This is a genomic window from Pseudomonas indica NBRC 103045 (genome assembly GCF_002091635.1).
Taxonomy (GTDB): Bacteria; Pseudomonadota; Gammaproteobacteria; order Pseudomonadales; family Pseudomonadaceae; genus Pseudomonas_M; species Pseudomonas_M indica.
In genome coordinates this window covers 311,497-337,325 of the sequence record NZ_BDAC01000003.1, presented here as the reverse complement: position 1 = coordinate 337,325, position 25,829 = coordinate 311,497, and the positions used below count along the sequence as shown (strand labels likewise).

At 65.8% G+C, this 25,829-nt stretch carries 22 protein-coding genes; 12 read left to right on the top strand and 10 right to left on the bottom strand.

What is annotated here, in order from left to right; all coding sequences use genetic code 11:
* Nucleotides 1–220: 220 nt before the first annotated feature.
* Nucleotides 221–3,331, bottom strand: coding sequence for a transglycosylase domain-containing protein (locus tag PIN01S_RS06205; protein WP_084334435.1), 3,111 nt, complete (start codon nt 3,329–3,331; stop codon nt 221–223).
* A 406-nt stretch (nt 3,332–3,737) separates the two neighbouring features.
* On the opposite strand from PIN01S_RS06205, the gene PIN01S_RS06200 reads away from it, so the two are divergent.
* Nucleotides 3,738–4,091, top strand: coding sequence for a VOC family protein (locus tag PIN01S_RS06200; protein ID WP_084334433.1), 354 nt, complete (start codon nt 3,738–3,740; stop codon nt 4,089–4,091).
* Between the two features lie 13 nt (nt 4,092–4,104).
* Here the strand turns inward: PIN01S_RS06200 and PIN01S_RS06195 are convergent, their stop codons facing one another.
* Entirely contained in the window at nt 4,105–5,262 is a 1,158-nt protein-coding gene (locus tag PIN01S_RS06195; protein WP_084334431.1) for an OpgC domain-containing protein, read from the bottom strand.
* A gap of 109 nt (nt 5,263–5,371) precedes the next feature.
* Here PIN01S_RS06195 and PIN01S_RS06190 point away from each other — a divergent pair, with 109 nt between their 5' ends.
* From PIN01S_RS06190 to PIN01S_RS06175, 4 genes are all read left to right on the top strand, one after another.
* The gene (locus tag PIN01S_RS06190; protein ID WP_084334429.1) at nt 5,372–5,800 is read left to right on the top strand and encodes a VOC family protein; all 429 of its coding nucleotides are present in this window, start codon (nt 5,372–5,374) and stop codon (nt 5,798–5,800) included.
* A complete protein-coding gene (locus PIN01S_RS06185; protein ID WP_084334427.1) occupies nt 5,797–6,225 on the top strand; it encodes a VOC family protein in 429 nt (142 codons plus the stop codon). The genes PIN01S_RS06190 and PIN01S_RS06185 overlap by 4 nt, the downstream gene beginning before the upstream one ends.
* A 22-nt stretch (nt 6,226–6,247) precedes the next feature.
* Nucleotides 6,248–7,072, top strand: coding sequence for an aldo/keto reductase (locus tag PIN01S_RS06180; protein WP_084334425.1), 825 nt, complete (start codon nt 6,248–6,250; stop codon nt 7,070–7,072).
* A gap of 90 nt (nt 7,073–7,162) precedes the next feature.
* Entirely contained in the window at nt 7,163–8,146 is a 984-nt protein-coding gene (locus tag PIN01S_RS06175; RefSeq protein WP_084334423.1) for an SDR family oxidoreductase, read from the top strand.
* A gap of 21 nt (nt 8,147–8,167) precedes the next feature.
* Here the strand turns inward: PIN01S_RS06175 and PIN01S_RS06170 are convergent, their stop codons facing one another.
* From PIN01S_RS06170 to metR, 3 genes are all read right to left on the bottom strand, one after another.
* Nucleotides 8,168–8,644 (bottom strand): hypothetical protein, encoded by a 477-nt coding sequence (locus PIN01S_RS06170; protein ID WP_084334421.1) that lies wholly within the window; start codon nt 8,642–8,644, stop codon nt 8,168–8,170.
* Complete coding sequence (locus PIN01S_RS06165; protein WP_084334419.1) at nt 8,641–10,281, bottom strand: hypothetical protein; 1,641 nt, start codon at nt 10,279–10,281, stop codon at nt 8,641–8,643. The genes PIN01S_RS06170 and PIN01S_RS06165 overlap by 4 nt, the downstream gene beginning before the upstream one ends.
* Nucleotides 10,282–10,611: 330 nt before the next feature.
* A complete protein-coding gene (gene metR, locus PIN01S_RS06160; protein ID WP_084334417.1) occupies nt 10,612–11,532 on the bottom strand; it encodes a transcriptional regulator MetR in 921 nt (306 codons plus the stop codon).
* A gap of 289 nt (nt 11,533–11,821) precedes the next feature.
* Here metR and metE point away from each other — a divergent pair, with 289 nt between their 5' ends.
* Together metE and PIN01S_RS06150 are read left to right on the top strand one after the other, a co-directional pair.
* Nucleotides 11,822–14,122 (top strand): 5-methyltetrahydropteroyltriglutamate--homocysteine S-methyltransferase, encoded by a 2,301-nt coding sequence (metE, locus tag PIN01S_RS06155; RefSeq protein WP_084334415.1) that lies wholly within the window; start codon nt 11,822–11,824, stop codon nt 14,120–14,122.
* Between the two features lie 156 nt (nt 14,123–14,278).
* Nucleotides 14,279–15,268 carry an alpha/beta fold hydrolase gene (locus tag PIN01S_RS06150; protein WP_084334472.1) on the top strand — a complete coding sequence of 330 codons (990 nt, stop codon included), beginning with the start codon at nt 14,279–14,281 and terminating at the stop codon, nt 15,266–15,268.
* 68 nt (nt 15,269–15,336) lie between these two features.
* Here PIN01S_RS06150 and glpD read toward each other — a convergent pair whose 3' ends face one another.
* Both glpD and PIN01S_RS06140 read right to left on the bottom strand, forming a co-directional pair.
* Nucleotides 15,337–16,866 carry a glycerol-3-phosphate dehydrogenase gene (glpD, locus tag PIN01S_RS06145; protein ID WP_084334413.1) on the bottom strand — a complete coding sequence of 510 codons (1,530 nt, stop codon included), beginning with the start codon at nt 16,864–16,866 and terminating at the stop codon, nt 15,337–15,339.
* Between the two features lie 370 nt (nt 16,867–17,236).
* A complete protein-coding gene (locus PIN01S_RS06140) occupies nt 17,237–17,995 on the bottom strand; it encodes a DeoR/GlpR family DNA-binding transcription regulator (RefSeq protein WP_084334411.1) in 759 nt (252 codons plus the stop codon).
* A gap of 99 nt (nt 17,996–18,094) precedes the next feature.
* Here PIN01S_RS06140 and ybaK point away from each other — a divergent pair, with 99 nt between their 5' ends.
* Both ybaK and glpK read left to right on the top strand, forming a co-directional pair.
* Nucleotides 18,095–18,565, top strand: coding sequence for a Cys-tRNA(Pro) deacylase (ybaK, locus tag PIN01S_RS06135; RefSeq protein ID WP_084334409.1), 471 nt, complete (start codon nt 18,095–18,097; stop codon nt 18,563–18,565).
* Between the two features lie 34 nt (nt 18,566–18,599).
* Nucleotides 18,600–20,087, top strand: coding sequence for a glycerol kinase GlpK (gene glpK, locus PIN01S_RS06130; RefSeq protein WP_084334407.1), 1,488 nt, complete (start codon nt 18,600–18,602; stop codon nt 20,085–20,087).
* A 63-nt stretch (nt 20,088–20,150) separates the two neighbouring features.
* On the opposite strand, the gene PIN01S_RS06125 is transcribed toward glpK, so the two are convergent.
* Nucleotides 20,151–20,468 (bottom strand): Mpo1-like protein, encoded by a 318-nt coding sequence (locus PIN01S_RS06125; protein ID WP_084334406.1) that lies wholly within the window; start codon nt 20,466–20,468, stop codon nt 20,151–20,153.
* Between the two features lie 135 nt (nt 20,469–20,603).
* Between PIN01S_RS06125 and PIN01S_RS06120 the strand changes: the two genes are divergently transcribed.
* Nucleotides 20,604–21,605 (top strand): AraC family transcriptional regulator, encoded by a 1,002-nt coding sequence (locus PIN01S_RS06120; protein WP_084334405.1) that lies wholly within the window; start codon nt 20,604–20,606, stop codon nt 21,603–21,605.
* Nucleotides 21,606–21,624: 19 nt separating this feature from the next.
* On the opposite strand, the gene PIN01S_RS06115 is transcribed toward PIN01S_RS06120, so the two are convergent.
* Complete coding sequence (locus PIN01S_RS06115; protein WP_084334404.1) at nt 21,625–23,076, bottom strand: TrkH family potassium uptake protein; 1,452 nt, start codon at nt 23,074–23,076, stop codon at nt 21,625–21,627.
* 147 nt (nt 23,077–23,223) lie between these two features.
* Between PIN01S_RS06115 and PIN01S_RS06110 the strand changes: the two genes are divergently transcribed.
* On the top strand, nt 23,224–23,595 hold the full coding sequence (locus PIN01S_RS06110; protein ID WP_084334403.1) for a YkgJ family cysteine cluster protein: 372 nt from the start codon (nt 23,224–23,226) through the stop codon (nt 23,593–23,595).
* Between the two features lie 72 nt (nt 23,596–23,667).
* The gene (locus tag PIN01S_RS06105; RefSeq protein WP_084334402.1) at nt 23,668–24,231 is read left to right on the top strand and encodes an NAD(P)H nitroreductase; all 564 of its coding nucleotides are present in this window, start codon (nt 23,668–23,670) and stop codon (nt 24,229–24,231) included.
* 246 nt (nt 24,232–24,477) lie between these two features.
* Here the strand turns inward: PIN01S_RS06105 and PIN01S_RS06100 are convergent, their stop codons facing one another.
* A complete protein-coding gene (locus tag PIN01S_RS06100) occupies nt 24,478–25,806 on the bottom strand; it encodes a sensor histidine kinase (protein WP_084334400.1) in 1,329 nt (442 codons plus the stop codon).
* Nucleotides 25,807–25,829 lie beyond the last annotated feature (23 nt).

The window sequence follows — 25,829 nt, the reverse complement described above, 5'->3', positions numbered from 1 at the left end:
ACGGATTACCGAAGCCTTTGCGTGGCGGCGCTTGCGAGCGTGCGGCCGGCGGTAGGGGCGAATTTATTCGCCCGACGTAGCCAAGCGGACGAATGAATTCGTCCCTACACGGATCGTGTTTTTCGTAGGAGCCAGCTCTGCTGGCGAAGCTTTTGAATACGCCCTTTCGCGAGCAGAGCTCGCTCCTACAAGACGCAGAGCACTTATCGCCCACCGGCATTCACTGCCAACGCGCCTGCACCGGGCCGAGCGGGGGCTGGCAGCGGGTGCCGAGGCTGGGTTCGAGGTAGGGGCTGAGGACCGGGGCCATGCCTTTGAGCACCTGTACCGGCAGGGCCGAGGTGAAGCGGAAGTTTTCCGCCGCTTGGCCCGGGACGAAGGCGGTCAGGGTGCCGAAGTGATCCTGGCCGATGAAGAACACGAAGGTGGCGGTACGGTTCATCGCCCGCGAGCTGAGGATGCGGCCGCCGGGGCCGACGCTTTCGATGCGGTTGTCGCCGGTGCCGGTCTTGCCGCCGACGCTCAGCGGCTGGCCGTCGGGCAGGGCGAAGCTGCCTTGCAGGCGCCGTGCGGTGCCGCCTTCCACCACGGTGGAGAGCACGTCGCGCAGGGCGGCGGCGACTTCCGAGGGGAGCACCCGCTTGCCGCGGTTGGGAACTTGGTTGAAATGGGTCTCGTACGGCGTGCCGGTGGCGAAATGAAGGTTGTCGATGCGCACCGTGGGCAGGCGGATGCCATCGTTCTGGATGATCCCCATCAGCTCGGCCAGGGCCGCCGGGCGGTCGCCGGAGCTGCCGATGGCGGTGGCCAGGGACGGGACCAGGTGGTCGAACGGATAGCCGACGCGCTGCCAGCGACGATGGATGTCGAGGAAGGCTTCGACCTCCAGCATGGTGCGGATGCGGACGTCCCGGGCGCTGCGGTGGCGGGTTTTGAACAGCCAGCCGTAGACCTCCTGGCGTTCGTCGCGGCTGGCTTCCACGGCGTCGCTGAATTCCGCCTTCGGATTATCGATGAGGTAGCCCAGCAGCCAGAGCTCGAGCGGGTGGACGCGGGCGATGTAACCCTGGTCCGGCAGGTTGTAGGCGCCCGGGCCGTAGTTGCGGTACAGCTCCTCGATGCGCTTGTCGGTGAGTTTTTCCTGGGGCACCCGGCTGCGCAGGAAGGCGGCGAAGGTGGGCAGGTCGTCGCGCGGACGCAGGTAGCGATGCACCGCCGCGAGACGGACCGGGGTGGCGCGCAGGCCATCGAGGAAGGTGTCGAGGCGTTCCTGTTCGGCCTTGCCCTTGTACTTGCGCCAGAAGCGCAGGAGGAACACGGTGCCTTCGCGGTCGGCGAAGCGCCGCAGGTACTCCTCGCGGCGTGGGTCCTTGTCGTTCTTCAAGAGTTCCGCGCTGTTGCCCGGCGCCTGGTAGGTGCTGTAGCGGACGATGTCGCGCATCAAGCGGATGAACGGCAGGTTGATCGATTCGCGCAGCGCTTCTTTGAGGGTTGGCAGGCGGCCGTTGTCCTCCCGGCGGAAGTTGCCGAAGGTGTGCAGCCCGCCGCCGGTGAAGAAGCGTTCGCCGGGGTTGGCCGAGTAGCGCCGTTCCAGGGCTGCGTCGAGCATGGCCGGGAGGTTGTGGTCGGAGCGGGTGGCGAGGTAGTCGAGGGCCCAGCGGGTGATCAGGTCCATGGGTTCGACTTCCACCGCGCGCAGGGCCTTTGGCGATTGGCCGGCGAAGCGATCGTGCAGCTCGGCGATGATTTCCAGGTAGGTGGTGAGGACGCGCAGCTTGGCGGTGGAGCCCAGTTCCAGCTTGCTGCCTTCGTTGATGTCGAAGGGTTGGTCGGTGCTGTCGGTCTGCACCCGGACCCGGTAGCTGTCCGGGGTGCGTTCGAACAGGGTGAAGCTGTAGCGCACGTCCTGGGTTTTCTCCGGCGACAGCAGGCGCTCGCCGAACAGGCCGATCTGCTCGGCGAAGGCCGGGTCGGCGAGCCGGCGCAGGTAGGCGCTGACCGCCTGTTGCAGCTCGCCCTGCAGGGTGCTGGTGGCGCTCAGGTCGAGGCGGTCGAGGTCGTACAGCGGCATGTTGAGCAGGCCGGACAGGCGGCTGCGGGCGACGCTGATGCCTTTGTTGGTCTCGTTGGCCTGCATCGGCGGCTGCATGGTCCAGTCCCGGTATTCGGCACGCTGCGCCAGGGCGGCGTCGCGCAGGGCGGGCGGGATCACCCCGGCGTTGGCCAGCAGGCGGATGTGGCTGTCGGTGAGCGCTTCCATCTCGCTGCGCCCCTGGGCCAGGTAAAAGGAGGGGCGGCGCTGGGCGATCATCAGTGAGAGCACTTGGCGCAGCGCCAGGCCGCGCTCGGCATTGCTGGCGTCCGGTGAGCGCTCCGGATCGAGCAGGCGGTTGACCTGGTCGAAGTCGGCGCCGTACCAGATTCGCAATCCCTCGGCCAGGCCGTGCACTTCGCCGTGGCCGGGCGCGGCGGAGAGCGGCACGCTGTTGAGGTAGTCGCGTACGACGGTCTGGCTGGCGGCCAGGGTTTCCGGGCCCTGGCGGTAAGCACGCACGCTGGCGGAGAACATCTGGCGGAGTTTTTCGCCGGCGGAATAGGTGAGGCCGTCCGGCGAGTGACGGTACTTCTCCAACTGGGTGGCCAGGGTGCTGCCGCCGGCCGACTGGTCCTGCATGTCGAGCAGCTTGCCGACCTGGGAGATCGCCGCCATGGCGAAGCGCGGCCAGTCCACCGCCGGGTTGGCCAGGGGGCGTTCGGGGTCGAGCAACTGGCGGTTCTCGATGAACAGCAGGCTGTTGACGATCAACGGCGGGATGTCGTGGAAGTCGTCGTAGCGCTGCTGCGGATAGCGGAAGCGGTAGAGCGGCACGCCGCGGCAGTCGTCGATGGACAGGCCGCTCTGGTCCTTTTCCTGGTAGGGCGGGAAGAAACCACGCTGGGTGTAGTTCATCAGCGCCGGCGAAAAGTGCGCCTGGGACTGGATCTGGAAGCCGCGCTGCTGCAGGCGTTCGAGGAACATCGGCAGGTAGGCGTAGCCGAGGCGCTTGTCGAAGGGGCCGTCGCGGGGGAACAGGATGGCGTCGCTGGGCCCCGCCTGCACGGCGTAGTCCAGCGTTTCGGCATAGCGGCTGAAGCCCCGCGACTGGAAGTGGGAGGTTTGTATTTCGTAGGCGGCGACGATGGCGAGGGCGATCAGGAGCAGCAGGACCAGGAGCCAGAGCACCAGGCGCAGCTTAGATAGGCGTTTTTGCGGTTTAGGCTGGCAAAGCGCGGGGACATCGCTTTCCGGAGTCGCGGAGGGGGAGGTGTCGGATTGCCATATTACGCCCATGATCGCTCGCCCTGGCTGCTAGCTGCGCTGCGTGCGCTTGCTTGAAGCTTAGTCGCTGTTGGCCGTCCGGCTTGGTCTGGACAATCGCCGTGCGTCGGCGCCGCAGGGCTCTGGCGAGGCAACGCCGGAGTCCCGCAGGGCGCGCTCATTCGCCCAAGCCGCCGACCCGCCGGGCGAATGAATTCGCCCCTACGACGCATCTTCAGCCGCATGCGTGTATAGAAGCCGTCTCGCGGGATCGTAGAACCATCGGTTTTCCCTTTTTAGGGTCGTCTATGCCGTTGGACCACCGTGAGTGCCTGAAGTCCGGCTAGCGGGTCTGGACGAAGCGCCCCACAGGATGGCAGCCAACCTGCTTCACTATCTGCTCAGGGCCTTATCCACCATCACCTGAGGGAGCAATGCGATGAAGTTCACCCCCGGCCGCAATATGGCCATGAAAGTACCTCCGCATCAGTGGCAACAGACCGTGGCGTTCTATCGCGATGTGCTGGGCCTGCCGGTACTGGCCGAGCAAGCCGACTCATTGGCGTTCGATTTCGGCGGTGATCGGCGCCTGTGGATCGACCGGGTGGCGAGCATGAGCCAGGCCGAGCTGTGGCTGGAAATCTGCAGCGACGACCCGGTCGCCGCCGCGCGCTGGCTGGAGGAGCGCGGCGTGGTGCGTTGCGATGCCATCGAGCCGCTGCCGGAGGGTTTCGAGGGGTTCTGGATCGCCAACCCGGCGGGCATCGTCCACTTGCTTTCCCGCTCCGCCTGAGCGCTGCCGCGGTTCAGGCGGGCTTGGCTTGCGCCATGACCGGCGCGCTCTTGCGGGAGGCGGCGAGCCGTTTGTTCAGCTCCAGCCAGGCCGCCAGCGCGGCCATCAGCGCCACGCCGGCCAGGCCACCGGCAACCTGCACCACCAGGCCATTGCCGAGCAGCGTGACCGCGGCATCGGTGAGCGGCGCGAGTAGGACGCCCAGGCAGAACACTTCCAGCGAGTAGCTGCCCATCCGGCAGAGTTGCCGCGCCGGCCAGCGCTCGAGCCAGGCGCCGGTCGGCAGAACGACCGCGACGCAATAGGCCAGGGCCAGGAAGTGCAGCAGGCGCAGCGGGGACAGGTTGGTCTTGTCGATCGGGTAGATCCGCTCGGCGAGCCACTGTGGCATCAGCGCGTCGTGCAGCGCCGGCCATCTCCAGGACAGCGCCAGCGCCGCACAGAGCACCAGGTAGGTCGCCGCGGCGAGGAACAACGGCTGTTGCCGCAGGCTTCGCGCTGGCAATGGAGCGGGCGTCGACGCCTTGCGTTGTGCCTGTACCGCTGCCGCCCCGCCGAGCACGAAGAGCACCTGCCAGGCCAGCGGGTTGAAGAACCACTGGCCGTTCGGCTGCGAGCTGAAATTCCAGCCGAACAACGGTGCCAGCAGGTACAGCGCCAGCGACAGCCCCACCGGGTATTCCGGTCGGCGCAGCAGCCCGGGCAGGATCAACGGCAGCGCCGCGAGCAGCACGATGTACAGCGGCAGCGGGTCCATCAGGCTGGGCTTGAAGCGCAGCAGCAGTTCGTCGACCAGGGCCTGTTGCGGGTTGGCGAGGAAGTAGCCGAGGCCCATTTCCTCGACGAAATCGCGGGTTTCGATGTGGCTGTTGGTGGTGAAGACGATGCCCATCAGCACCGCCAGCAGGAAGATGTGGGCGACATAGAGCACCCAGGCGCGGCGCAGGATGCGCATGCAGGCGATCCAGTAGCCGTCGCGTCGGAGCAGCTTGCCGTAGGCCAGCACCGAGGCGTAGCCGGCGAGGAAGACGAAAATTTCCGCTGCATCGCTGAGCCCGACGTTGCGCACGGTCAAGTGACCGAGCAGATTCCCCGGGATGTGGTCCCAGAAGATGAAGATCAGCGCAATACCGCGAAAGAAGTCGATGCGGTGATCACGTCCGTTTTGCATGAGCTGTACCCCTGTCGAGGTGCGCCGGAGAAATGAGCGCGCGAAAAAGCGGACTCTGCTGGGTCTATTGACCGCGCGGAAGTCGGGTTAGTGCGAAGGAGCCGGAGCAATGGAGCTACTGGTCAACATCGATGTGAACGACCTCCCGGAAGCCATCCGTTTCTACGAGCAGGCCCTGGGCTTGCGATTGGGGCGTTTGCTGTTCGAGGGAAGCGTCGCGGAGTTGCTCGGCGCGGCGGCGCCAGTCTACCTGCTGGCCAAGGCCGACGGTACGGCATGTTGCCCCGGGCAGCGGCGCGATTATCGGCGGCACTGGACGCCGGTGCACCTGGATTTCGTCGTCGAGGACCTGGACGCCGCCGTCCACCGTGCGCTCGAGGCCGGCGCCCGGCTCGAAGGCGAGGTGCTGTCGCAGCCGTACGGACGTCTGGCGACGTTTGCCGACCCGTTCGGCCACGGTTTCTGCCTCATCGAGTGGAAAGGCGAGGGCTACGCTGAGGTTGCCGAATCTGACAGGCTCGCCCAGGAGGAAACATGACCCAGCTCGCGAAGAACACCCGCAGCGCCCTGATCCCCTGCCTGCGCTACCGCGATGCGCCGGCCGCCATCGACTGGTTGCAACGGGCCTTCGGCTTCGAGGCGCTGATGGTGGTGCCGGACGAGCAGGGCGGCATCGCCCATGCCCAGCTTGGATTCGGCAATGGCATGGTGATGCTGGGTTCGGTGGCCGACAGCGAATACGGCCGGCTGATGGCGCAGCCGGACGAGACCGGCGGAGCGGGGACCCAGAGCGTCTACGTGGTGGTCAACAGCGCCGATGCGCTCTATACCCAGGCGAAGGCCGCCGGCGCCGATGTCGTCATCGAGTTGAAGGACGAGGATTATGGCGGGCGCGGTTTCACCTGCCGCGATCCGGAAGGCCACGTGTGGAGCTTCGGTACCTATGATCCGTGGCAGGAGTGAATACACAACATAAGGACACGACATGCAGACCATCGTTTTTCCGGACGGCGCAGAGGCCCCGGCCATCGGCCAGGGCACCTGGCGCATGGGCGAGGACCCCGCCGAGCGCCCGCGCGAAGTGGCGGCGCTGCGCCTGGGCCTCGAACTGGGGCTGACCTTGATCGATACCGCCGAGATGTACGGCGAAGGCGGCGCCGAAGAAGTGGTCGGCGAGGCCATCCAGGGGCGCCGCGAACGGGTGTTCCTGGTCAGCAAGGTCTATCCGCACAACGCCAGCCGCAGCGGCGTGGCGGCGGCCTGCGAGCGCAGCCTGCGGCGGCTCGGTTGCGACTATCTCGACCTCTACCTGTTGCACTGGCGCGGTCAGTATCCGCTGGCGGAAACCGTGGAAGCCTTCGAGCGGCTGCGCGAGCAGGGCAAGGTCCGCCGCTGGGGCGTCTCCAATTTCGACCTGGACGACATGGAGGAGCTGGACAATGCCGCCTGCGCCACCAACCAGGTGCTCTACAACCCGGAGCAGCGGGGCATCGAGTTCGACCTGCTGCCCTGGTGCCAGGCACGGCGCATGCCGGTCATGGCCTACTGCCCGCTGGGACAGGGCGGCGCATTGCTGAAACATCCCGCCCTGCTGGAGGTGGCCCGGCGCCAGGGGGCCACGCCGGCCCAGGTGGCGCTGGCCTGGGCTCTGCACCAACCCGGCGTGCTGGCGATTCCCAAGGCGGTGGAGGTGGAGCACGTGCACCTCAATGCCGGTGCGGCGCGGCTCGCTCTTTCCGCCGAGGAGCTGGCGATCATCGACGCCGCCTTCCCGCCACCGGCGCGCAAACGGTCCCTGGCGATGGTTTGAGTGGTGGCCGCACCGCTCGGCGGGGCGGGGGAATGATCCGAAGCATCCAGTGTCAGCCTTACTGATGGGTTTGATGCGGAGGATGGGACCGTGACCCCTAACACACTGGAAGATGCCCTGATCGTGATCACCGGAGCTTCGAGCGGTATCGGCCGGGCGGCGGCGCTGGCATTCGCCGAGCGGCACGCCCGCCTGGTGCTGGCGGCACGCGACAAGACGGCGCTGGACGAGGTGGTGGCCGAATGCGAGGCACTCGGGGCGCGGGCGCTGGCGGTGCCCACCGATGTCACCGACAGCGAGGCGGTGCACAGGCTCGCCGACAGCGCGGCATCCTTCGGCGACGGCCGCATCGATGTCTGGGTGAACAACGCCGGCATCGGTACCGTTGGTGCCTTCGACGAGACGCCCCTGGTGGCCCACGAACAGGTGGTGCAGACCGATCTGCTCGGTTACCTGCGCGGCGCCCACGCGGTGTTGCCGTACTTCAAGCAGCAACAGGCCGGTGTGCTGATCAACACCCTGTCCCTCGGCAGTTGGGTGGCGCATCCCTACGCGGCCGCCTATGCGGCTGCCAAGTACGGCCTGCGCGGGTTCACCGAAGCGCTGCGCGGCGAGTTGACCCAGTGGCCGCACATCCATATCTGCGATGTCTACCCGGCGGTGATGGATACCCCTGGTTTTCGCGATGCCGGCAACTACACCGGCCACAACATCCAGCCGATCCCGCCGGTCTACGATCCGCGCCGCGTCGCCGAGGCCATGGTCAGCCTGGCGCAACGGCCGCGCCGCAGCGTGACGGTGGGCTCCAGTGCGCGGTTGATCCGGCTCGCCCATTTCCTGGTACCGCATTTCGAGTCGCTGATCGGCCGCGCGACCCACTTCGCCCTGGGGAAGGCGGACCGTTCGCCGGCGTCGTCCGGCAACCTGTTCCATCCGCCGCTGGGCGAACGCCGGGTGGATGGTGGCTGGCGCAGCCCTCCGCATGGCCAGCTCAACCTGCTGCTGGCGGGCACCGCGGTGGCGGCGCTGCTCGGCTTCTATCTGGTGCGGCGGGCGACCAACGGGCGGCACTGAGGCATCGGCTGCGGCTCGCCGCTACCAGTTCTGCAGCCTCAAATGGGGGTTGAGCTTGAACCGCTCGCTACCATCACTCGTCGCACTACCGGCTGGCGGCACTGCTTGATCGATCACCGCCCGCACCTGGCCCGCAAAGACCCGCAGGGCCTTGAGGGTGTCGAGGATGTCGAGGGCGCGGTATTGCGCGAAGCGGAAGCGATGGAACACCCTGATCGCACCGCTCTCCTTGTCGGCGGCCAGGCAGAATGCCGGGTTTGGCTGCTGGCCCTGCAGTTCCAGCAAGGCCAATGCGGTTTTCCGGCGTGGGTCGTCGGTGAGCCTGTCGGCGCCGGTCACCAGTTCCGCCCAGCCTTCGCCGCGGTAGCAGAGGAAGATGGCCGGCTCATTGGCGAAGCTGAAGCGATAGGACGTGGCCTGGGTGTCGAAGGACTGAATGCCCAGGCGCTCCATGATCTGGGTGATCAGATTGACGAACTCTTGCTGCGGCTGGCTCATGCCGGGCGGCCTCCCTGGTTGCGGGACGGCGCGCTGTTTTCCTGCTCCTGCGCGGGGCTGGGGGGTGCGGTTTCGAAGTCTTCGCTTCGGTCCGACAGGTCTCCTGCGGAGGATGACCACTCTTCATCGCCTTCTGGCTCGAAGGTCGGTTGCGCATCGAAAAAGGCTTCGGCTTCCTGGGCGGCGTCGTTGTGAGTCGGCGATGCCTGCGCAAGCGGATCATCGGTGATTTCGGTGAAGCGGCCACTATCGACCACTCCTTGCTCAAGGTCTTCCGGCTCGTTCGGCGTGCCTTTCAAGGCGTTGATCAGCTTGACCACCGCGCTGGCTAGCGCTTCGCCTCCGGGGCGGGGCAGCGTGAGGTTGCAGGCAGTGAGGAACACGGTGCCTGCGACCAGCCCCGCCGTGTTGTCGGTGAAATGTGTGACCTTGTTGAGAATGCCGAAGGGCAGCAATAGTGGGGACAGGCCGGAGTAACTGGCGAACTTGCTGGCCGCCTGCTGCGTATTTTCGTTGGGGTTCCTGGCCGTCTTGGCCAGCTCGAAAACGGTCAGGCCGGCATCCATCCCCAGATCGACCAGGCCGGCGGGCTCATCGTAATAGGTGGCAGCGGAGCTCAGGCAAAGCGCTCCTGCAATGCCCACGAAGGCCATCTTTTGTGCAAGGTCGTCATTCTTGACGTGGGGCTGCGAGGTCCCCTCTTGGCTGGGGTCGAGAATCCCGCTTGCCGTTTTGGCGAGCTGCTCGGTGGCGGAGTCGATCTCGCTGAGTTGCAGATTGAGGCTGTCGTTCAGCTCCTTGCCTGCGCCCTCGAACTGGTTTCGCCGCTGTCGGAACGCACTGTGCTGGGTATTGACGGCGTCCAGCAGGTCGTTGATATCCACGCTCAGCTCGGCGGTTATCCGGGCCTGTTCCTGGGGTTGCTCAGCGGGCTTCTGGAAAAGGTTCTTGATCTTCTCGCCGATGGCCGCCAGAGGCTTTGTGACCAGATGCGGTGCGGACGACATTACGAACACGGAGGCGGTGAAAGTGGCCGCCATGGAGTGGAACAGGATGGGATTGTGTTCCTCGAAGGCCTTGGCTTTTTCGTTGAACGCGCTGACGGCATAGGGCAGGTTCGGCGGCAGGTAGGGCACATGCCGTTCCTGGATATGCAGGCCATGGGAGCGATGGTCGGCGGTGCGACTGAGCGCGATCCCCGTCAGCATGCACAGGGTCTTGGTGTAGCCGGCCACCAGCAGGGCGAAGTATTGGTTGTCCTTGTTCTTGTGAGCGGTCAGGGTGGGTAGCAGCGCCAGCCCGACGTTGGCCAGGCTGAACAGCATGGTCGCCGCGGTACGGTAGCCCATGGACCTGTCCTGGGCGATCCGGTCGATCTTGTGCATGAGCCCTTGGGTTACGGTGCTCATTTCCTTGCGCATGGATGCCGGGATGTCCGGGTGCTGGCAGGCATCGTGCAGGGCTTGCACGCTTTGCTTGAATGCCGGCAGGTGAGCGAGCTGACGCTCGTTGGCCAGGTACTCGCGGTTGTTGAACTGCCCCACGGCGGCGGCCAGGTCGGTTTTCTTGAACAGGAAAAGGAACCGGTCCTTGATGCCTTTGGAAGCAGATGGCGAGGCGGTCTGGCCAAGGTTCATCGCCTCGATTTCGTGTTGCGAGGCGGGGGCTACATCGATAGCCCTATGAGACGGCGGCGGCCCCGAGTGGGATGGAGGCGTGCCGGCAACAGGGTCCGGTGTCTGTCGTGAAGTGCCGACTTCCACCTGCTCGTCCCCCAGGCGCCCCTGGTGAACATGGGTAGCCGATTCAGCGGACGCCTCGGGACGAAGGATGGAGGCGGAAGCCGTGGTGAGCGGATGAATGATGTTCATGGAGGGAGGGATGACTGAATGGATGGGCCTAGCCTTGTGTGTCTGACACATGGCTTCGGTTCCCGGCGGCGATCCCCCCGAATCGCCAGGCCAGGTTCAGCCCCGCGCCGCGCTGACCCCTTCGAGGGTGGCGAAGGAGGTGTCCTTGGCGGTGAGGAGGAAGTCGCGCATGAACGGCGCGTCCAGCATGTCGGCGCGGATCGCCGCGAACAGCGTGGCGTACAGCGATTTCTCGCCGAGCCGCTTGGCGGTCACGTAGCCCCGCGAGCTGTATTCGTGCAGCGCCCAGTTGGGCAGGCTGCAGACGCCGCGCCCGCTGGCCACCAGTTGCATCATCATCACCGTCAGTTCCGAGGTCCGGACCTGCGCCGGCTCGACGTCGGCCGGGTCGAGGAAGCGGGTGAAGATGTCCAGGCGATCGCGTTCGATGGGGTAGGTGATCAGGGTTTCGCTGGCCAGGTCTTCGGGAGCGACGTAGGGCTTGTTCGCCAGCGGATGCTGGTTGGCTACTGCCAGTTGCATCTCGTAGGTGAACAGCGGCACGTAGGTGATGCCGGCCAGCTCCAGCGGGTCGGAGGTCACCACCAGGTCCAGGTCGCCCCGGGCCAGCGCCGGCAGCGGGGCGAAGGAGAAGCCCGAGGCGAGGTCCAGTTCCACTTCCGGCCAGGCGTCGCGGAACTGGTCGATGGTCGGCATCAGCCACTGGAAGCAGCTGTGGCATTCGATGGCCATGTGCAGCCGTCCGGCGGTTCCGCCGGCGAGGCGGGCGAGGTCGCGCTCGGCGTTGCGCAGTTGCGGCAGCAGCGCGTCGGCCAATTGCAGCAGACGCAGCCCGGCGCTGGTGAAGCGGACCGGCTTGGTCTTGCGCACGAACAGCGGCATACCCAGGCGCTCTTCGAGTTCCTTGAACTGGTGGGACAGCGCCGACTGGGTCAGGTGCAGGCGCTCGGCGGCCTCCACCAGGCTGTCGGATTCGCGCAGGGCATGAAGGGTTTTCAGGTGACGTATTTCCAGCATGCCGGGCTCCGGTTGGCCATGAAGAGCGAGACCCGTATGGCGCGTGGCCTGCGCGTCCGAGTCATTGAAGAGGCTGCATGAGTGGCGCTCATTGGCCGGGCAAGTGTGGCGCAATGGCCACTGGCCTGTCGAGGCGTGCTGGCAAAGTGATGGGCGAATAGTGCGGTGAAGGGAAACAAGCGAACTGTTCCATGAGAAAAATTTGATTGGAAAGAGAAAAACTTGAGTTTGTCTCATTCAAATGGTCTCTCGACAATGAGCGCCATTCACGAACACGGAGATCGAACTCATGGCTTTGGCGCACACCCTCGGATTCCCCCGCATCGGCCGCGACCGCGAGCTGAAGAAAGCCCTGGAGGCCTACTGGAAGGGCGAACTGGACGAAGCCGGCCTGCGCGAGACCGGCCGCACTCTGCGTGCCGCGCACTGGCAGGTACAGCGCGACGCCGGCATCGAGCTGCTGCCGGTGGGCGACTTCGCCTGGTACGACCAGGTGCTCACCCACTCGCTGACCGTCGGCGTGATCCCGGAACGCTTCCGCCCGGCCGGCGGCAAGGCCACTCTGGAGACCCTGTTCGCCATGGCCCGTGGCGTGTCCCGTTCCTGCTGCGGCGGCGGTGCCCAGGCGCAGGAGATGACCAAGTGGTTCGATACCAACTACCACTACCTGGTGCCGGAGTTCAGCCGTGACCAACGCTTCCAATTGAGCTGGGAGCAGCTCTTCGAAGAAGTGGCCGAAGCCCAGGCGCTGGGGCACAAGGTCAAGCCGGTGCTGCTCGGCCCGCTCACCTACCTCTGGCTCGGCAAGGCCAAGGGGGAGGCGTTCGACAAGCTGGAGCTGCTCGACCGCCTGCTGCCGCTCTACGGCGAAATCCTCGGCCGCTTGGCCGCCCAAGGGGTGGAGTGGGTGCAGATCGACGAGCCGATCCTGGTACTGGACCTGCCGCAAGCTTGGCGCAGCGCGTTCGAGCGGGCCTATCACCTGCTGCAATACGCGCCGCTGAAGAAGCTGGTCGCCACCTATTTCGGCGGCCTGGGCGACAACCTCGGCCTGGCGGTGAGCCTGCCGGTGGATGGCCTGCACATCGATCTGGTGCGCGGCCCGGAACAACTGACCGCGGTGGTCGACCGCCTGCCGTCGTACAAGGTGCTGTCCCTCGGCGTGGTGAACGGCCGCAACGTCTGGCGCTGCGATCTGGAGCAGGCGCTGCTACCGCTGCGCCTGGCCGCCGAGCGTTTCGCCGAACGGCTCTGGGTGGCGCCGTCCTGCTCGCTGCTGCACAGCCCGGTGGACCTCGCCCGTGAGGACCGACTGGACGAAGAGCTGCGCAGTTGGCTGGCCTTCGCCGTGCAGAAGTGCGCCGAAGTGGCGTTGCTGGCCCGTGCGGTCGACGAGCCGGATGCCGTCGAAGTGCGCGCCGCACTGGCCTACAACCGTGGCGTGCAGGACAGCCGCCGGCAGTCGCCGCGCATCCACAAGCCTGACGTACAGGCACGCCTGGCGGCGGTAACGCCGGCCGTTAGCCGTCGCGCGGCGCCGTTCGCCGAACGTATCGGGCAGCAGCGGGCGCACCTCGACCTGCCGGCGTTTCCCACCACCACCATCGGCTCCTTCCCGCAGACTGCAGCGATCCGCCAGGCGCGCCAGGCCTTCAAGCAGGGCACCCTGGACGAAGCGGGCTACCGCGCCGCGATGCAGGCGGAAATCCGCGAGGCGGTGGCCTTCCAGGAACGCATCGGCCTGGATGTGCTGGTGCATGGCGAGGCCGAGCGTAACGACATGGTCGAGTACTTCGCCGAGCAACTCGACGGTTACGCCTTCACCCGCTTCGGCTGGGTACAGAGCTACGGTTCGCGCTGCGTCAAACCGGCGGTGATCTACGGCGACATCAGCCGTCCGGCGCCGATGACCGTCGAGTGGATCCGCTACGCCCAGAGCCTGACCGACCAGCCGATGAAGGGTATGCTGACCGGACCGGTGACGATGCTGATGTGGTCGTTCCCCCGCGACGACGTACCGCGCGAGGTACAGGCACGGCAACTGGCCTTGGCGATTCGCGACGAGGTGCTGGACCTGGAAGCCGCCGGGATTCGCATCGTGCAGATCGACGAAGCGGCTTTCCGCGAGGGCTTGCCGCTGCGCCAGGCCGATTGGGGCCCGTACCTGGATTGGGCGGTGGACGCGTTCCGCCTGTGCAGCTCCGGTGTACGCGACGAGACGCAGATCCACACCCACATGTGCTACAGCGAGTTCAACGACGTGATCGAAGCAATCGCTGCCATGGATGCGGACGTGATTACCATCGAGACCTCGCGCTCGCAGATGGAACTGCTGGAGGCCTTCGAAGGGTTCGCCTATCCCAACGAGATCGGGCCGGGTGTGTATGACATCCACTCACCGCGCGTGCCGGACAGTGCGGAGATGGTCGCGCTGTTGGAAAAAGCCGCCGAACGCATCCCTGCCGAACGCTTGTGGGTCAACCCGGACTGCGGCCTGAAGACCCGTGGCTGGGCGGAAACCGAAGCGGCATTGGCCAACATGGTGGCGGCGGCGCGGCAACTGCGGGCACGCAAGGCTAAGGCGGCCTGACGCCTGGAGCACATCGCAGGGTGGGGCTGGCGCCCCATCCTGCGAGCCCCGCCTGGGCAATCTTCATCAAACTGTCATGGTTTTGTGGCAGCACGAGCGAACGGAAGTCATCAGAATCGCGGTCAACTGGGGTTCTGCATTCTGGTGTTTTCGATGATGCGTGTGCTGCTGCTTCTGGCCGCGCTGCTGTGCGGCCTGCCGACCTTGGCGGCTTCTCGTTGCGATGTCCGTGTACCTACCGAAACGGTGAGCCTGGGCGAGGTGCGCCTGGCCTACCAGAGCATCGGCCGGGAGAACGATCCGGCCTTGCTGCTGGTCATGGGGTTGGGTGGCCAATTGATCCACTGGCCCGATGAAGTGGTTGCGCGCCTGTGCGAGCAGGGTTTCCGGGTGATTCGTTTCGACAACCGCGACGTTGGCCTCTCCGCCTGGACGCACGGCGCGCCGACGATCAACCTGACCTACGAAGTGCTGCGCTATCGCCTGGGATTCCCGGTCAGCGCGCCGTACCGCTTGAGCGACATGGCCGACGATGCCCTGCACCTCATGGACCGCCTGGGTATCCAGCGCTTCCACGTCCTGGGTGCGAGCATGGGCGGAATGATCGCCCAGCACATGGCCGACCAGGCCCCGGAGCGCCTGCAAAGCCTGACCCTGATCATGACCAGTTCCGGCGCCCAGGGCCTGCCGGCACCGAGCCAGGCGCTGCTGCAACTCCTTGCCCGCCGCGAAGCCCCCAGCCGCGAAGTGGCCATCGAGCAACAAGCCGACCTGCTCGCCGCGCTGGGAAGTCCGGAAGTCAGCGACGACCGCGCCCTGTTGCTGCAGCAGGCGGCCCAGGCCTACGACCGCGCATTCAACCCCGAAGGCGTGCAGCGCCAGTTGCTCGCCATCCTCGCCGAGCCCAGCCGGGTCGAACTGCTGAACCGACTGCGCGTGCCGACCCTGGTGGTGCACGGCACCGCCGATCCGCTGTTGCCGGTCATGCACGGCGTCCACGTCGCCGCGCACATCAAGGGCGCCGAACTCAAACTGATCCCCGGCCTGGCCCATCGCTTCCAGGAAGCCTTCAAGGAACCGTTGCTGGCGGCGGTCCTTCCATATCTGAACGCGCATCGGCAGGCGGTGGGGTTGGCGCGGTTGTAGTTGAGGTGAGGCGTTATGGGTGAGGGGCGTTGCACCTCCTCACCCCTCACGCTTTTACCCCTCACTCATCAAGCCGCATCCACCCGCGGATGGTCCGGGCGTTCGCGCAGGTACTGTTCCAGGCGTGCCTGCTGCGATGGGGTGAGGAACAGGCCGAGCTTGGTACGGCGCCAGAGGATGTCGTCGCTCTCCATCGCCCATTCTTCCTGGCACAGGTATTCCACTTCCCGTGCATAGAGCCCGCCGCCCAGGTGCTCGCCGAGGTCGGCGATGCCGTGGGCGCCTTCCAGCAGGCGCCAGGCGCGGCTGCCGTAGGTGCTGGCCCAGCGCAGGGCGAGGCTGTTGGGCAGCCAGCCGAACTGGTTGCACAGGGCGTCGGCCAGCACCGCCGGGCTTTCCAGTTGCTCGCCGCCGGGCAGCGGTGCGCTGGCTGTCCAGCTCGGTTTCATGTTCGGGAAGTACGGAGCGAGCTGGCCCATGGCGGACTCGGCCAGCTTGCGGTAGGTGGTCAGCTTGCCGCCGAATACCGACAGCAGCGGCGCTTCGCCGGGATGGGCGGACAGCGCCAGGGTGTAGTCGCGGGTAATCGCCGAGGGTTCGTCGGATTCGTCGTCGCACAACGGACGGACGCCGGCGTAGGTGTGCAGGATATCGCCGCGGCCCACCTGCTTCTTGAAGTGGGCGTTGACCACCGACAGCAGGTATTCGATTTCTTCGTCGCTGATCTTCACCTCGCCCGGGTCGCCCTGGTATTCCCGGTCGGTGGTGCCGATCAGGGTGAAGCGATCCAGGTAGGGAATGGCAAAGACGATGCGGCGGTCTTCGTTCTGCAGGATGAAGGCGTGATCGGCGTCGAACAGCTTGGGCACGATGATGTGGCTGCCCTGGATCAGGCGGATGCCATACGGCGATTGCTGCTTGAGGTCGTCCTTGATGAAGCGCGCCACCCAAGGGCCGGCCGCGTTCACCAGGGCCTTGGCATGGATCGAGAAGAGGGTGCCGTCGGCTCGTTCCAGATGCACGTGCCAGAGGCCCTTGCTGCGGCGCGCGCGGATGCAGCGGGTGCGGGTGTGTACGTGGGCGCCCTTGTCGCGGGCGGCCATGGCGTTCAGCACCACCAGGCGGGCGTCGTCGACCCAGCAGTCGGAATATTCGAAACCGCGGGTGATTTCGGCTTTCAGCGGGCTACCGGCGCCGAAGCGCAGGGAACGGGAACCGGGCAGCTTTTCGCGTTTGCCCAAGTGATCGTAGAGAAACAGGCCGGCGCGGATCATCCAGGCCGGGCGCAGATGCGGGCGATGCGGCAGCACGAAGCGCAGCGGCTTGACGATATGCGGCGCCTTGGCCAGCAGCACTTCGCGTTCGGCGAGGGCTTCGCGGACCAGGCGGAATTCGTAGTGTTCGAGATAGCGCAGGCCGCCGTGGATCAGCTTGCTGCTGGCGGAGGAGGTGTGTCGGGCCAGGTCGTCTTTTTCGCAGAGGAACACCGACAGGCCGCGCCCCGCGGCGTCGGCGGCGATCCCCGCACCGTTGATGCCGCCGCCGATAACGGCGAGATCGTAGACTTCGGAAAGGGGCGGGGTCTGCTTTTGAGTCATGAGCGCGGCACCTTTTAGTCGAAAGTGAACTTTAAATGTTCATTTTCGAAAAATGCTAGTCGAATGCGCGCAACTTGACCAGTCCCGAGCGCGGTTTCGCGCCGAACGGCCGTTCAGGGATGGGAATCTCCGGTAGGAGCGAATTCATTCGCGATTGGGAGCCCAGCGGCACTCCGCTATCGTGAATGAATTCCCTCCCACAGGCAGCGGATAAGCCTCGGCGCAATCCGGGACAACGCGGCCCCGGATTGCACTTCGCTTATCCGGGCACGGGAGCGGCTGGATTTGTAGGGGCGAATTTATTCGCCCACGCGGCCACGCCGGGCGAATAAATTCGCCCCTACAAAGTGTCCGATCCGGGGGAGACGGATCACACCACGTCGAGGTGAACCTTGTGCTCGGCCAGTAGGCGGGTAAGCGGGGCGGGCGGGGCGTGGTCGGTGAAGACGCGGTCCACCAGGGTGATGGGGCCCAGGCGCACCACGGCGTTGCGGCCGAACTTGCTGGAGTCGGCGGCGAGGAAGACCTGCCGGGCGTTCTCGATGATCGCCTGGGAAACGCGCACTTCCTGATAGTCGAAGTCCAGCAGGCTGCCGTCCTCGTCGATGCCGCTGATGCCCACCAGGGCGTAGTCCACCTTGAACTGATGGATGAAGTCCACCGCCGCCTGGCCGACGATGCCGCCGTCGCTGCGTACCGTGCCGCCGGCCACCAGCACCTCGAAATCCTCCTTGGCGCTGAGCTGGGCGGCCACGTGCAGGTTGTTGGTGATCACCTTCAGGCCCTTGTGGTTGAGCAGGGCGCGGGCAATCGCTTCGGTGGTGGTGCCGATGTTGATGAACAGCGACGCCTGGTTGGGGATCACCGCGGCGATGGCTTCGGCAATGCGCTGCTTTTCGTCGCGCATCTGCCCGGCGCGCATGCCATAGGCAGTGTTCTGGATGCTCGAGGCTTCGCTCGCCGCGCCGCCGTGGGTGCGGCGCAACAGACCCAGTTCGGCCAGTTGGTTGATGTCGCGACGAATGGTCTGGGGGGTGACGGCGAAGGCTTGGGCCAGTTCATCGATGCTGACGTAACCGCGTTCGCGGGCCAGTTCGAGAATGTTCTGTTGGCGGGGCGCTAGGCTCATAGAGGCTCCTTGGAGTGGCCGCATTATAGCGGGGAGCTGTCGCCTGGCGACTTTTCGGCTAAGGTACGCGGATTCGCCGTCGGATTTTCACATTCGAACATGACACCAGCCATCGATCTCCTGAAGAAAGCCCGCGCGGAGCACCGCGTGCACAGTTATACCCATGATCCCAAGTCCGCCTCCTATGGCCTGGAAGCGGCCGAGAAGCTCGGCCTCGACCCGGCCCGGGTGTTCAAGACGCTGCTCGCCGCGACCGAAAAGGGCGAACTGCTGGTGGCGGTGGTGCCGGTGGCCGGCACCCTCGACCTCAAGGCGTTGGCCCAGGTAGCCGGGGCGAAGAAGGCCGACATGGCTGATCCGAACGCCGCGCAGCGCGCCACCGGTTATCTGGTGGGCGGCATCAGCCCGCTGGGCCAGAAGAAGCGCCTGCGCACCTTCATCGACGAAACCGCCCGGCAGCACCCCACCGTCTTCGTCAGCGCCGGCCGGCGCGGGCTGGAGGTGGAGTTGTCCGCCGAGCTGCTGGCACAGCATACCCAGGCCCGGTTCGCCGCCATCGGGCGCGACTGAGGCTTCCACTTCCTAGAACAATAAGGACGCTCCCATGGCTCAGCATCTACTCGCCATTGACCAAGGCACCACCAGTAGCCGCGCCATTGTCTTCAGTGCCGAAGGCAGGCCCGTGGCCCGGGCCCAGCAGGAATTCCGCCAATATTTCCCGAACGACGGCTGGGTCGAGCACGACGGCGAGGAAATCTGGCAATCGACCCTGGATGTCTGTCGCGAAGCGCTGCGCCAGAGCGGGCTGGAAGCCGGGGACATCGCGGCGATCGGCATCACCAATCAGCGCGAGACCACCCTGGTGTGGGACGCCCGGACCGGCGAGCCGATCCATAACGCCATCGTCTGGCAGGACCGCCGCACCGCCGACTACTGCGCCAGCCTGAAGGCCGAGGGCCACGAGCCGATGGTCAGCGAGCGCAGCGGTCTGTTGATCGACCCGTATTTCTCCGCGACGAAGCTGCGATGGATTCTGGAAAACGTACCGGGAGCCCGCGAGCGCGCCGAGCGGGGCGAGCTGCGCTTCGGCACCGTCGACAGCTTCCTGTTGTGGCGCCTGACCGGTGGCAAATCGCACAAGACCGACGCCGCCAACGCCTCGCGGACCCTGTTGTTCAACATCCACACCCAGCAATGGGACGAAGAGCTGCTCGCCCTGTTCGACATCCCCGCCAGCCTGTTGCCGGAAGTGCTCGATTGCGCCGCCGACTTCGGTGCCTGCATGCCCGATCTGCTCGGTGCGCCGATCCCGGTGCTGGGCATGGCCGGCGACCAGCAGGCCGCGCTGGTCGGCCAAGCATGCTTCCAGCCGGGCATGGTGAAGAGCACCTACGGCACCGGTTGCTTCATGATCCAGAACACCGGCGATACGCCGGTCACCTCGAAGAACCGCCTGCTGACCACGGTGGGCTACCGCCTGAACGGCAAGGTCACCTACGCGGTGGAAGGCAGCATTTTCGTCGCCGGTGCGGCGGTGCAATGGCTGCGCGACGGCATCAAGCTGATCAGCCATGCCCACGAGACCGAGGCACTGGCAGTGCAGACCGGCGATGCCTGCGGCGTCTACCTGGTGCCGGCATTCACCGGGCTGGGCGCGCCCTACTGGGACCCGAAGGCGCGCGGTGCCATCTTCGGCCTGACCCGCGACACGGGAATCAAGGAAATCGTCACCGCCGGCCTGCAATCGGTCTGCTACCAGACCCGCGACCTGCTCGAAGCCATGCGCCAGGACGGCGCCGCCTCGCCCAGCGCATTGCGGGTGGACGGCGGCATGGTGGTGAACAACTGGGTGATGCAGTTTCTCGCCGACATTCTCGGTGTGCCGGTGGAGCGCCCGGAAGTCACCGAGACGACTGCCCTCGGCGTGGCCTATCTGGCCGGCTTGCAGGCGGGTATCTACCGCGACCTGGAGGAGATCGCCGGCCACTGGCATCGCGAACAGCGCTTCGAACCGAAGATGGCCGACGAGCAGCGCGCCAAGCTTTACCTGGGTTGGCTGAATGCGGTGCAGCGAGTGCGTAGCGAGGGCTAGGTAATGGCGTTTTGTGGGAGCGAATTCATTCGCGAAGAATGAGCGCTCCCACAAACACCTGGATCAGAAGCGGATGCGGCCGGTGAAGGCGTCCTTGAGCATCACCCAATCGCCCATGAAGCTGTACAGCGGATACTTGAAGGTGGCGGGGCGGTTCTTCTCGAAGACGAAATGGCCGACCCAGGCGAAGCCATAGCCGGCGAACGGCATGGCCAGCAGCCACAGCCACTGCTGGGTGCCGATGGCATAGGCGAGGATGGCCAGCACCAGCAGGCTGCCCACGTAGTGCAGGCGGCGGCAGACAGGGTTGCTGTGCTCCTGCAGGTAGTACGGATAGAAGTCGGCAAAGCGGGTGTAGCGATCGGTGGTTTCGTGGCTCATGGCGTACCTCCTGTCATTGTGGGACGGAGTGTAGGGCGACTGTCTTCCGAAGCCAGTGACATTAGGTGCCAGTTTAGTATCCTTCCCCGCCAGGCCCGCGCTCTGTTCGCGCGGATGACAGAACAAGAAGACGCCATGAGCGAACGTACCACCTCCTCGAGCTGGGCCCTGGGTATCGTCCAGGCGCTGGAAATGGGCGGTGTCGATTGCCGACGCCTGTTCACCGAACTGGACCTCGACTACGCCGCGCTGGAAGACCCCGATGCCCGCTTCCCGCAGGATGGCATGACCCGTCTGTGGCGCCGGGCGGTGGAGCTGTCCGGCAACCCGGCGATCGGCCTGAACATGGCCAAGGTGGTGCGGCCGGCGTCGTTCCATGTAGTCGGCTACGCCTTGATGTCCAGCCGCACCCTGAAGGAGGGGTTCGCCCGGCTGGTGCGTTACCAGCGGATCATCGCCGAAGGCGCCGACCTGAGCTTCCGTCCGCTTCCCGATGCCTACGCGCTGGTGCTGGCGATCCATGGCGACCGCCTGCCGCCGGCCCGGCAAAGCGCCGAGGCCTCGCTGGCCTATGCGCTGGCCTTCTGCCGCTGGCTCACCGGACGCCCGATCAGACCGTTGCAGATCGATTTCCAGGGCGGTCCGCCCGAGGATCTGCAGCCCTACCAGCAGGTTTTCCAGGCGCCGCTGCGTTTCAACGCGGAACACTATGCGCTGCTGTTCGAGCGGGCCGACATGGAAACGCCGCTGCCGACCGCCAATGAATCGCTGGCGCAGTTGCACGACCGTTTCGCCGGAGAATACCTGGCGCGCTTCTCGGAAAGCCGGGTGACTCATCAGGCGCGACAGGTGCTCTGCCGCCTGCTGCCCCAGGGCGAGCCCAAGCGCGAAGCGGTGGCGCAGACGCTGCACCTGTCGCAGAGAACCTTGCAGCGGCGCTTGCAGGAGGAGGGGACGAGCTTCCAGCAATTGCTCGACGACACCCGTCGCGAGCTGGCCGGGCAGTACCTGGCCCAGCCCAACCTGACGCTGCTGGAGATCGCTTACCTGCTGGGCTTTGCCGACCCGAGCAACTTCTTCCGCGCCTTCCGCCGTTGGTTCGACGTCACGCCGGGGGAATACCGCGCCCGCCTGTGAGACGCGGTAATCGAAAAGGTCAGTGGCGCCAGAACGCCGGAGTCATCAGGACCAGCACGGTGATGATTTCCAGGCGACCGAGCAACATGCCGGCGGACAGCAGCCATTTGGCAGCATCCGGCAGGCTGGAGAAGTTGCCGGCCGGGCCGACGATTGGGCCGAGGCCGGGGCCCACGTTGCACACTGCGGTGGCGGCCGAGGTCAGGGCGGTCATCATGTCCAGGCCGAGCAGCGCCAGCGCCAGGGCCAGGGCACCGATGGTGATGGTGAAGAAGAAGGAGAAGGTCAGGATCGAGCGGACGATTTCTTCGTCGAGATTGTGCCCGTTGTACTGCTGCTTGATCACCGCCCGTGGGTGCACCAGTTGCTGCAGGTTGGCACGCAGCAGGGCATAGGCGACCTGGAAGCGGAAAATCTTCAGGCCGCCGGACGTGGAGCCGGAGCAGCCGCCGACGAAGGTCAGGTAGAAGAACGCCATGATCGCGAAATCGCCCCAGAGCGTGTAGTCGCCCAAGGCGTAGCCGGTGGTGGTGACCACCGAGATCACGTTCAGCGAGACGATGCGCAAGGCATCGAGGAACACGTAGTCCGAGTGCGTCCACAGCCAGGTGGCGAAGAGCAGGCAGGTGAGGCCGAGCATGGCCACGAAGCCACGGACCTGCTGGTCCTTCACCAGCGCGTAGCGGTTGCCGCGCAGGGTGGAGACCATGAGGATGAACGGCAGGCCCCCGAGCAGCATGAAGACGATGGCGACCCAGTGCGCGGCCGGGCTGAAGTTGGCCATGGAGTTGTCGGAGGTGGAATAGCCGCCGGTGGAGATAGTGGTCATCGCGTGGTTGATCGCTTCGAACGGCGTCATGCCGCTGAGCCAGAAGGCCACGGTGCAGAGGAAGGTCAGGCCGACATAGACGAACAGGATCGACTTGGCCACCACGTGGGAGCGCGGTAGTGCTTTTTCCGACCAGTCCGAGGATTCGGTCTGGAACAGCCGCATCCCGCCGACGCGCAGCAGCGGCAGGACCGCCACCGCCATGCCGATGAAGCCGATACCGCCCAGCCATTGCAGCATCGAGCGCCACATCAGCAGGCCGGGCGAGGCGTGGTCGAGGCCGCTCAGTACGGTCGAGCCGGTGGTGGTGATGCCGGACATGGTCTCGAAGAAGGCATCGGTATAGCTGATGTGGTGGATCAGCACCATCGGCAGGGCGGCGAACATGCAGACCACCAGCCAACTGGCGGTGGTCAGCATGTACATGTCGCGCGGGCGCAGCTGGATATGTTCCGGGCGACCGGGAATCACCAGGGCGAGGCCGCCGATGAAGGTGGCCAGGCTGGACCAGAGGAAGGCGTTGAGGTCGTCGGTGCGCTCGAACAGCAGCAGGGTCAGCATGGGAATGACCATGCTGATGGCCAGGGTGATGAGGAAGATGCCGAGAATAAAACCGATGATGCGCAGCGTCGGCAGAGCCATGTGTCGGTCTCGAAGATAAAGGGCGCCATTTTACCCGTGCAGGTAAGGCTGTAAACCTGCGACGGGGTGGGCTTCACAAGTCCGCGGCGATGCTTAGAATAGCCCTCCGGTGCCGGCCCATGCCGGTTTTCGAGTACCTCCCCGATCATGTCCACCGATAATCCCTGCTTGACGTGCGGCGCCTGCTGCGCGCACTTCCGTGTGTCTTTCTTCTGGGGCGAGTGTTGTTCCTCGGGAGGCCAAGTTCCCGATGACCTGGTGGTTCAAGTGAGTCCCTACCATGTGGCGATGCGCGGCACGGAGAGCAAGCCGGCGCGCTGCGTCGGGTTGCTCGGCGACGTGGGGAACGGCGTCCGCTGTACGCTCTATGAGCATCGTTCCAGCACCTGCCGGGAATTCGAGGCGTCATGGATCGACGGGGTGCACAACCCCAACTGCGATGCGGCCCGCGCCGCCCATGGCCTGCCGCCATTGACGCCGCCGCTGCAGCCGGACATGGCGCCGGAACGGGTGGCCTGATTGGTTTCGCCGGAGGACATTCTGGGCGCCAGGCCCTAGACTCCTTTTTTCTCAGATTTCCGGAGGTGGCCGATGGAGGCTCTCGATGTTCTGCTCAAGCGTGTTTCCGTGGCTCGACTGGCCGAGCCCGCGCCAACGGCGGAACAGCGTGAACTCTTGTTCCGCGCGGCCATGCGTGCGCCCGATCATGGTCAGTTGCGGCCCTGGCGTTTCCTGACCATCGAAGGTGATGGCCGCGAACGTCTCGGCGAACTGTTCGCCCGGGTGGTGGCGGAGCGGGACGGCGATGCGGTCAAGCCGGAAGCCTTGAATAAGGCCCGCCAAATGCCGTTGCGCGCGCCGCTGCTGGTGGCGGTGATCGCCGATCTCAAGGAGCATCCGAAGGTTCCGGAGCTGGAGCAGATGCTCGCGGTTGGCTGCGCGGCCCACGGCATGCTGCTGGCGGCCCATGCACTGGGTATCGGTGCCATGTGGCGTACCGGCGAGCTGGCCTACGATCCACGCGTGGCGGCAGGTCTTGGGCTGGAAGCCAACGAGCGGGTGCTCGGCTTCCTGTATCTCGGTACGCCGGTTGGCGATCTGCGCATCCCGCCGGAGGTGGATGCGTCGGCGTTCATCAGTGCCTGGAACGGCTGATTCGGGCGTAATGCTGTTCACTTAAGTGTTGGTCAGACACGATCAGTCCCCTCGCCCCTCTGGGGAGAGGGTTAGGGAGAGGGGGCACCGATAGTTTCGCGGTGTTTTCGGCCCTCTCCCCCAGCCCCTCTCCCGTAAACGGGAGAGGGGAGCAGGCGTGCATGACCTTAAATGAACAGCATTATGATTCGGGCGGGGCTTTACCGATGCCGGTGGGCGAATGAATTCGCCCCTACGGGAGAGGTATTACTCCCTCTGGACGGGAAGCGATGGTATCTCCAGCGTCGCAATGAATCCGCCGTCGGGATGATTGGCCAGATGCAGGCTGCCACCGTGCCGTTCGGCGGCGCGGCGGGCGATGGCCAGGCCGAGTCCGTGTCCGGGGGCCGCTTGTCCCGGTGCGCGGAAGAAGGGCTCGCCGAGCTGTTGCAGGTGTTCTTCCGCCGCTCCCGGTCCATGGTCGCGAACGCTCAGTCGGACGTTACCGTCCTCTCTCCAGGCCCGTAATTCGATGGGCTGTCCGGCCGGATTGAAGCGCAGGGCATTGCGCAGGAGGTTATCCAAGGCACGCTCCAGCATGTCTGGCCAGCCCTGCAGGTTGAGACCGCTTTCCACGTCGATACGAATGTCCTGCTCCGGTGCGCTGAGCTGGGCATCCGCTTTGAGGCTGTCGAGCAGGGCGGCGATATCGATCGGGTGGGCGGCGCCGGGATCGGCGTCCAGGCGGGCCAGGGCGAGGATTTCGGCGATCAGTGCCTCGAGGCGGTCGCATTCCTGGGTCAGGCGCGGCCAGAGCTGTTCCCGTTCATTCGCTGCGGCGCGCTCGGCCAGGGCCAGTGCGATGCGCAGGCGCGCCAGGGGCGAGCGCAGTTCGTGGGAGACGTCGCGCAGCAACTGGCGCTGGCTGCCGATCAGGCTTTGCAGACGTGCGCCCATGCGGTTGAAGTCGCGGGCCAGGACGCCGAACTCGTCGCGGCGGTTCGCCAGGCGCGCCAGGGTATGTTGCTGGTAGGCGGTCTGGCCGAGGTCGTGCACCGCGCCACGCAGTCGGTTCAGCGGGCGGGTGATGGACAGCGTCAGGAACAGGCTGAACAGCGCCAGCACCACCAGGGCGATCCCCAGGGCGCTGACCGGCCAGAGCAGACTGCCCCGGTGCCAGGCGTCCAGCTCGGGATGGGGAATGCGGTAGATGAACAGGTAGGTTTCGCCGCTGGTCGGGCTGCGGTATTCCGCGGTCAGGCGACGCCAGGGCAGGCGGCGGTCGTTGTTGCGGGCTTCGAAGGCGGCGGCGCGTGGCGGGAAGGTGCCGCGAACCACCGGCTGGCCGTTCTCGCCGAGAACCTGGACATCGATCCGGTAGCGGAACTTGCGTTGTTCGAGGAAGCCCTGCGCGGCCCATTCGCCTTCGCTTTCGTAGAGGCGCGTCCAGTCTTCCGCGATGTCTTTCAGGCCGGGATGGCGGCTGAGAATCCAGGCGTCCTGGTTCAACGCATGGCCGAGCAGGATGGACAGCCCGGCGACCAGGGCGATGGCCAGCCAGAAGCTGGCGAAGATGCGCCAGAACAGTGAACGCACGGAGGCTCCTCGAAGGGAAAAGC

Coding starts and splice junctions, on each gene's coding strand:
- PIN01S_RS06205 (WP_084334435.1), bottom strand. CDS start 3,331: ATGGGCGTAATATGGCAATCCGACACCTCCCCCTCCGCGACTCCGGAA.
- PIN01S_RS06200 (WP_084334433.1), top strand. CDS start 3,738: ATGAAGTTCACCCCCGGCCGCAATATGGCCATGAAAGTACCTCCGCAT.
- PIN01S_RS06195 (WP_084334431.1), bottom strand. CDS start 5,262: ATGCAAAACGGACGTGATCACCGCATCGACTTCTTTCGCGGTATTGCG.
- PIN01S_RS06190 (WP_084334429.1), top strand. CDS start 5,372: ATGGAGCTACTGGTCAACATCGATGTGAACGACCTCCCGGAAGCCATC.
- PIN01S_RS06185 (WP_084334427.1), top strand. CDS start 5,797: ATGACCCAGCTCGCGAAGAACACCCGCAGCGCCCTGATCCCCTGCCTG.
- PIN01S_RS06180 (WP_084334425.1), top strand. CDS start 6,248: ATGCAGACCATCGTTTTTCCGGACGGCGCAGAGGCCCCGGCCATCGGC.
- PIN01S_RS06170 (WP_084334421.1), bottom strand. CDS start 8,644: ATGAGCCAGCCGCAGCAAGAGTTCGTCAATCTGATCACCCAGATCATG.
- PIN01S_RS06165 (WP_084334419.1), bottom strand. CDS start 10,281: ATGAACCTTGGCCAGACCGCCTCGCCATCTGCTTCCAAAGGCATCAAG.
- metR (WP_084334417.1), bottom strand. CDS start 11,532: ATGCTGGAAATACGTCACCTGAAAACCCTTCATGCCCTGCGCGAATCC.
- metE (WP_084334415.1), top strand. CDS start 11,822: ATGGCTTTGGCGCACACCCTCGGATTCCCCCGCATCGGCCGCGACCGC.
- PIN01S_RS06150 (WP_084334472.1), top strand. CDS start 14,279: ATGCGTGTGCTGCTGCTTCTGGCCGCGCTGCTGTGCGGCCTGCCGACC.
- glpD (WP_084334413.1), bottom strand. CDS start 16,866: ATGACTCAAAAGCAGACCCCGCCCCTTTCCGAAGTCTACGATCTCGCC.
- PIN01S_RS06140 (WP_084334411.1), bottom strand. CDS start 17,995: ATGAGCCTAGCGCCCCGCCAACAGAACATTCTCGAACTGGCCCGCGAA.
- ybaK (WP_084334409.1), top strand. CDS start 18,095: ATGACACCAGCCATCGATCTCCTGAAGAAAGCCCGCGCGGAGCACCGC.
- glpK (WP_084334407.1), top strand. CDS start 18,600: ATGGCTCAGCATCTACTCGCCATTGACCAAGGCACCACCAGTAGCCGC.
- PIN01S_RS06125 (WP_084334406.1), bottom strand. CDS start 20,468: ATGAGCCACGAAACCACCGATCGCTACACCCGCTTTGCCGACTTCTAT.
- PIN01S_RS06120 (WP_084334405.1), top strand. CDS start 20,604: ATGAGCGAACGTACCACCTCCTCGAGCTGGGCCCTGGGTATCGTCCAG.
- PIN01S_RS06115 (WP_084334404.1), bottom strand. CDS start 23,076: ATGGCTCTGCCGACGCTGCGCATCATCGGTTTTATTCTCGGCATCTTC.
- PIN01S_RS06110 (WP_084334403.1), top strand. CDS start 23,224: ATGTCCACCGATAATCCCTGCTTGACGTGCGGCGCCTGCTGCGCGCAC.
- PIN01S_RS06105 (WP_084334402.1), top strand. CDS start 23,668: ATGGAGGCTCTCGATGTTCTGCTCAAGCGTGTTTCCGTGGCTCGACTG.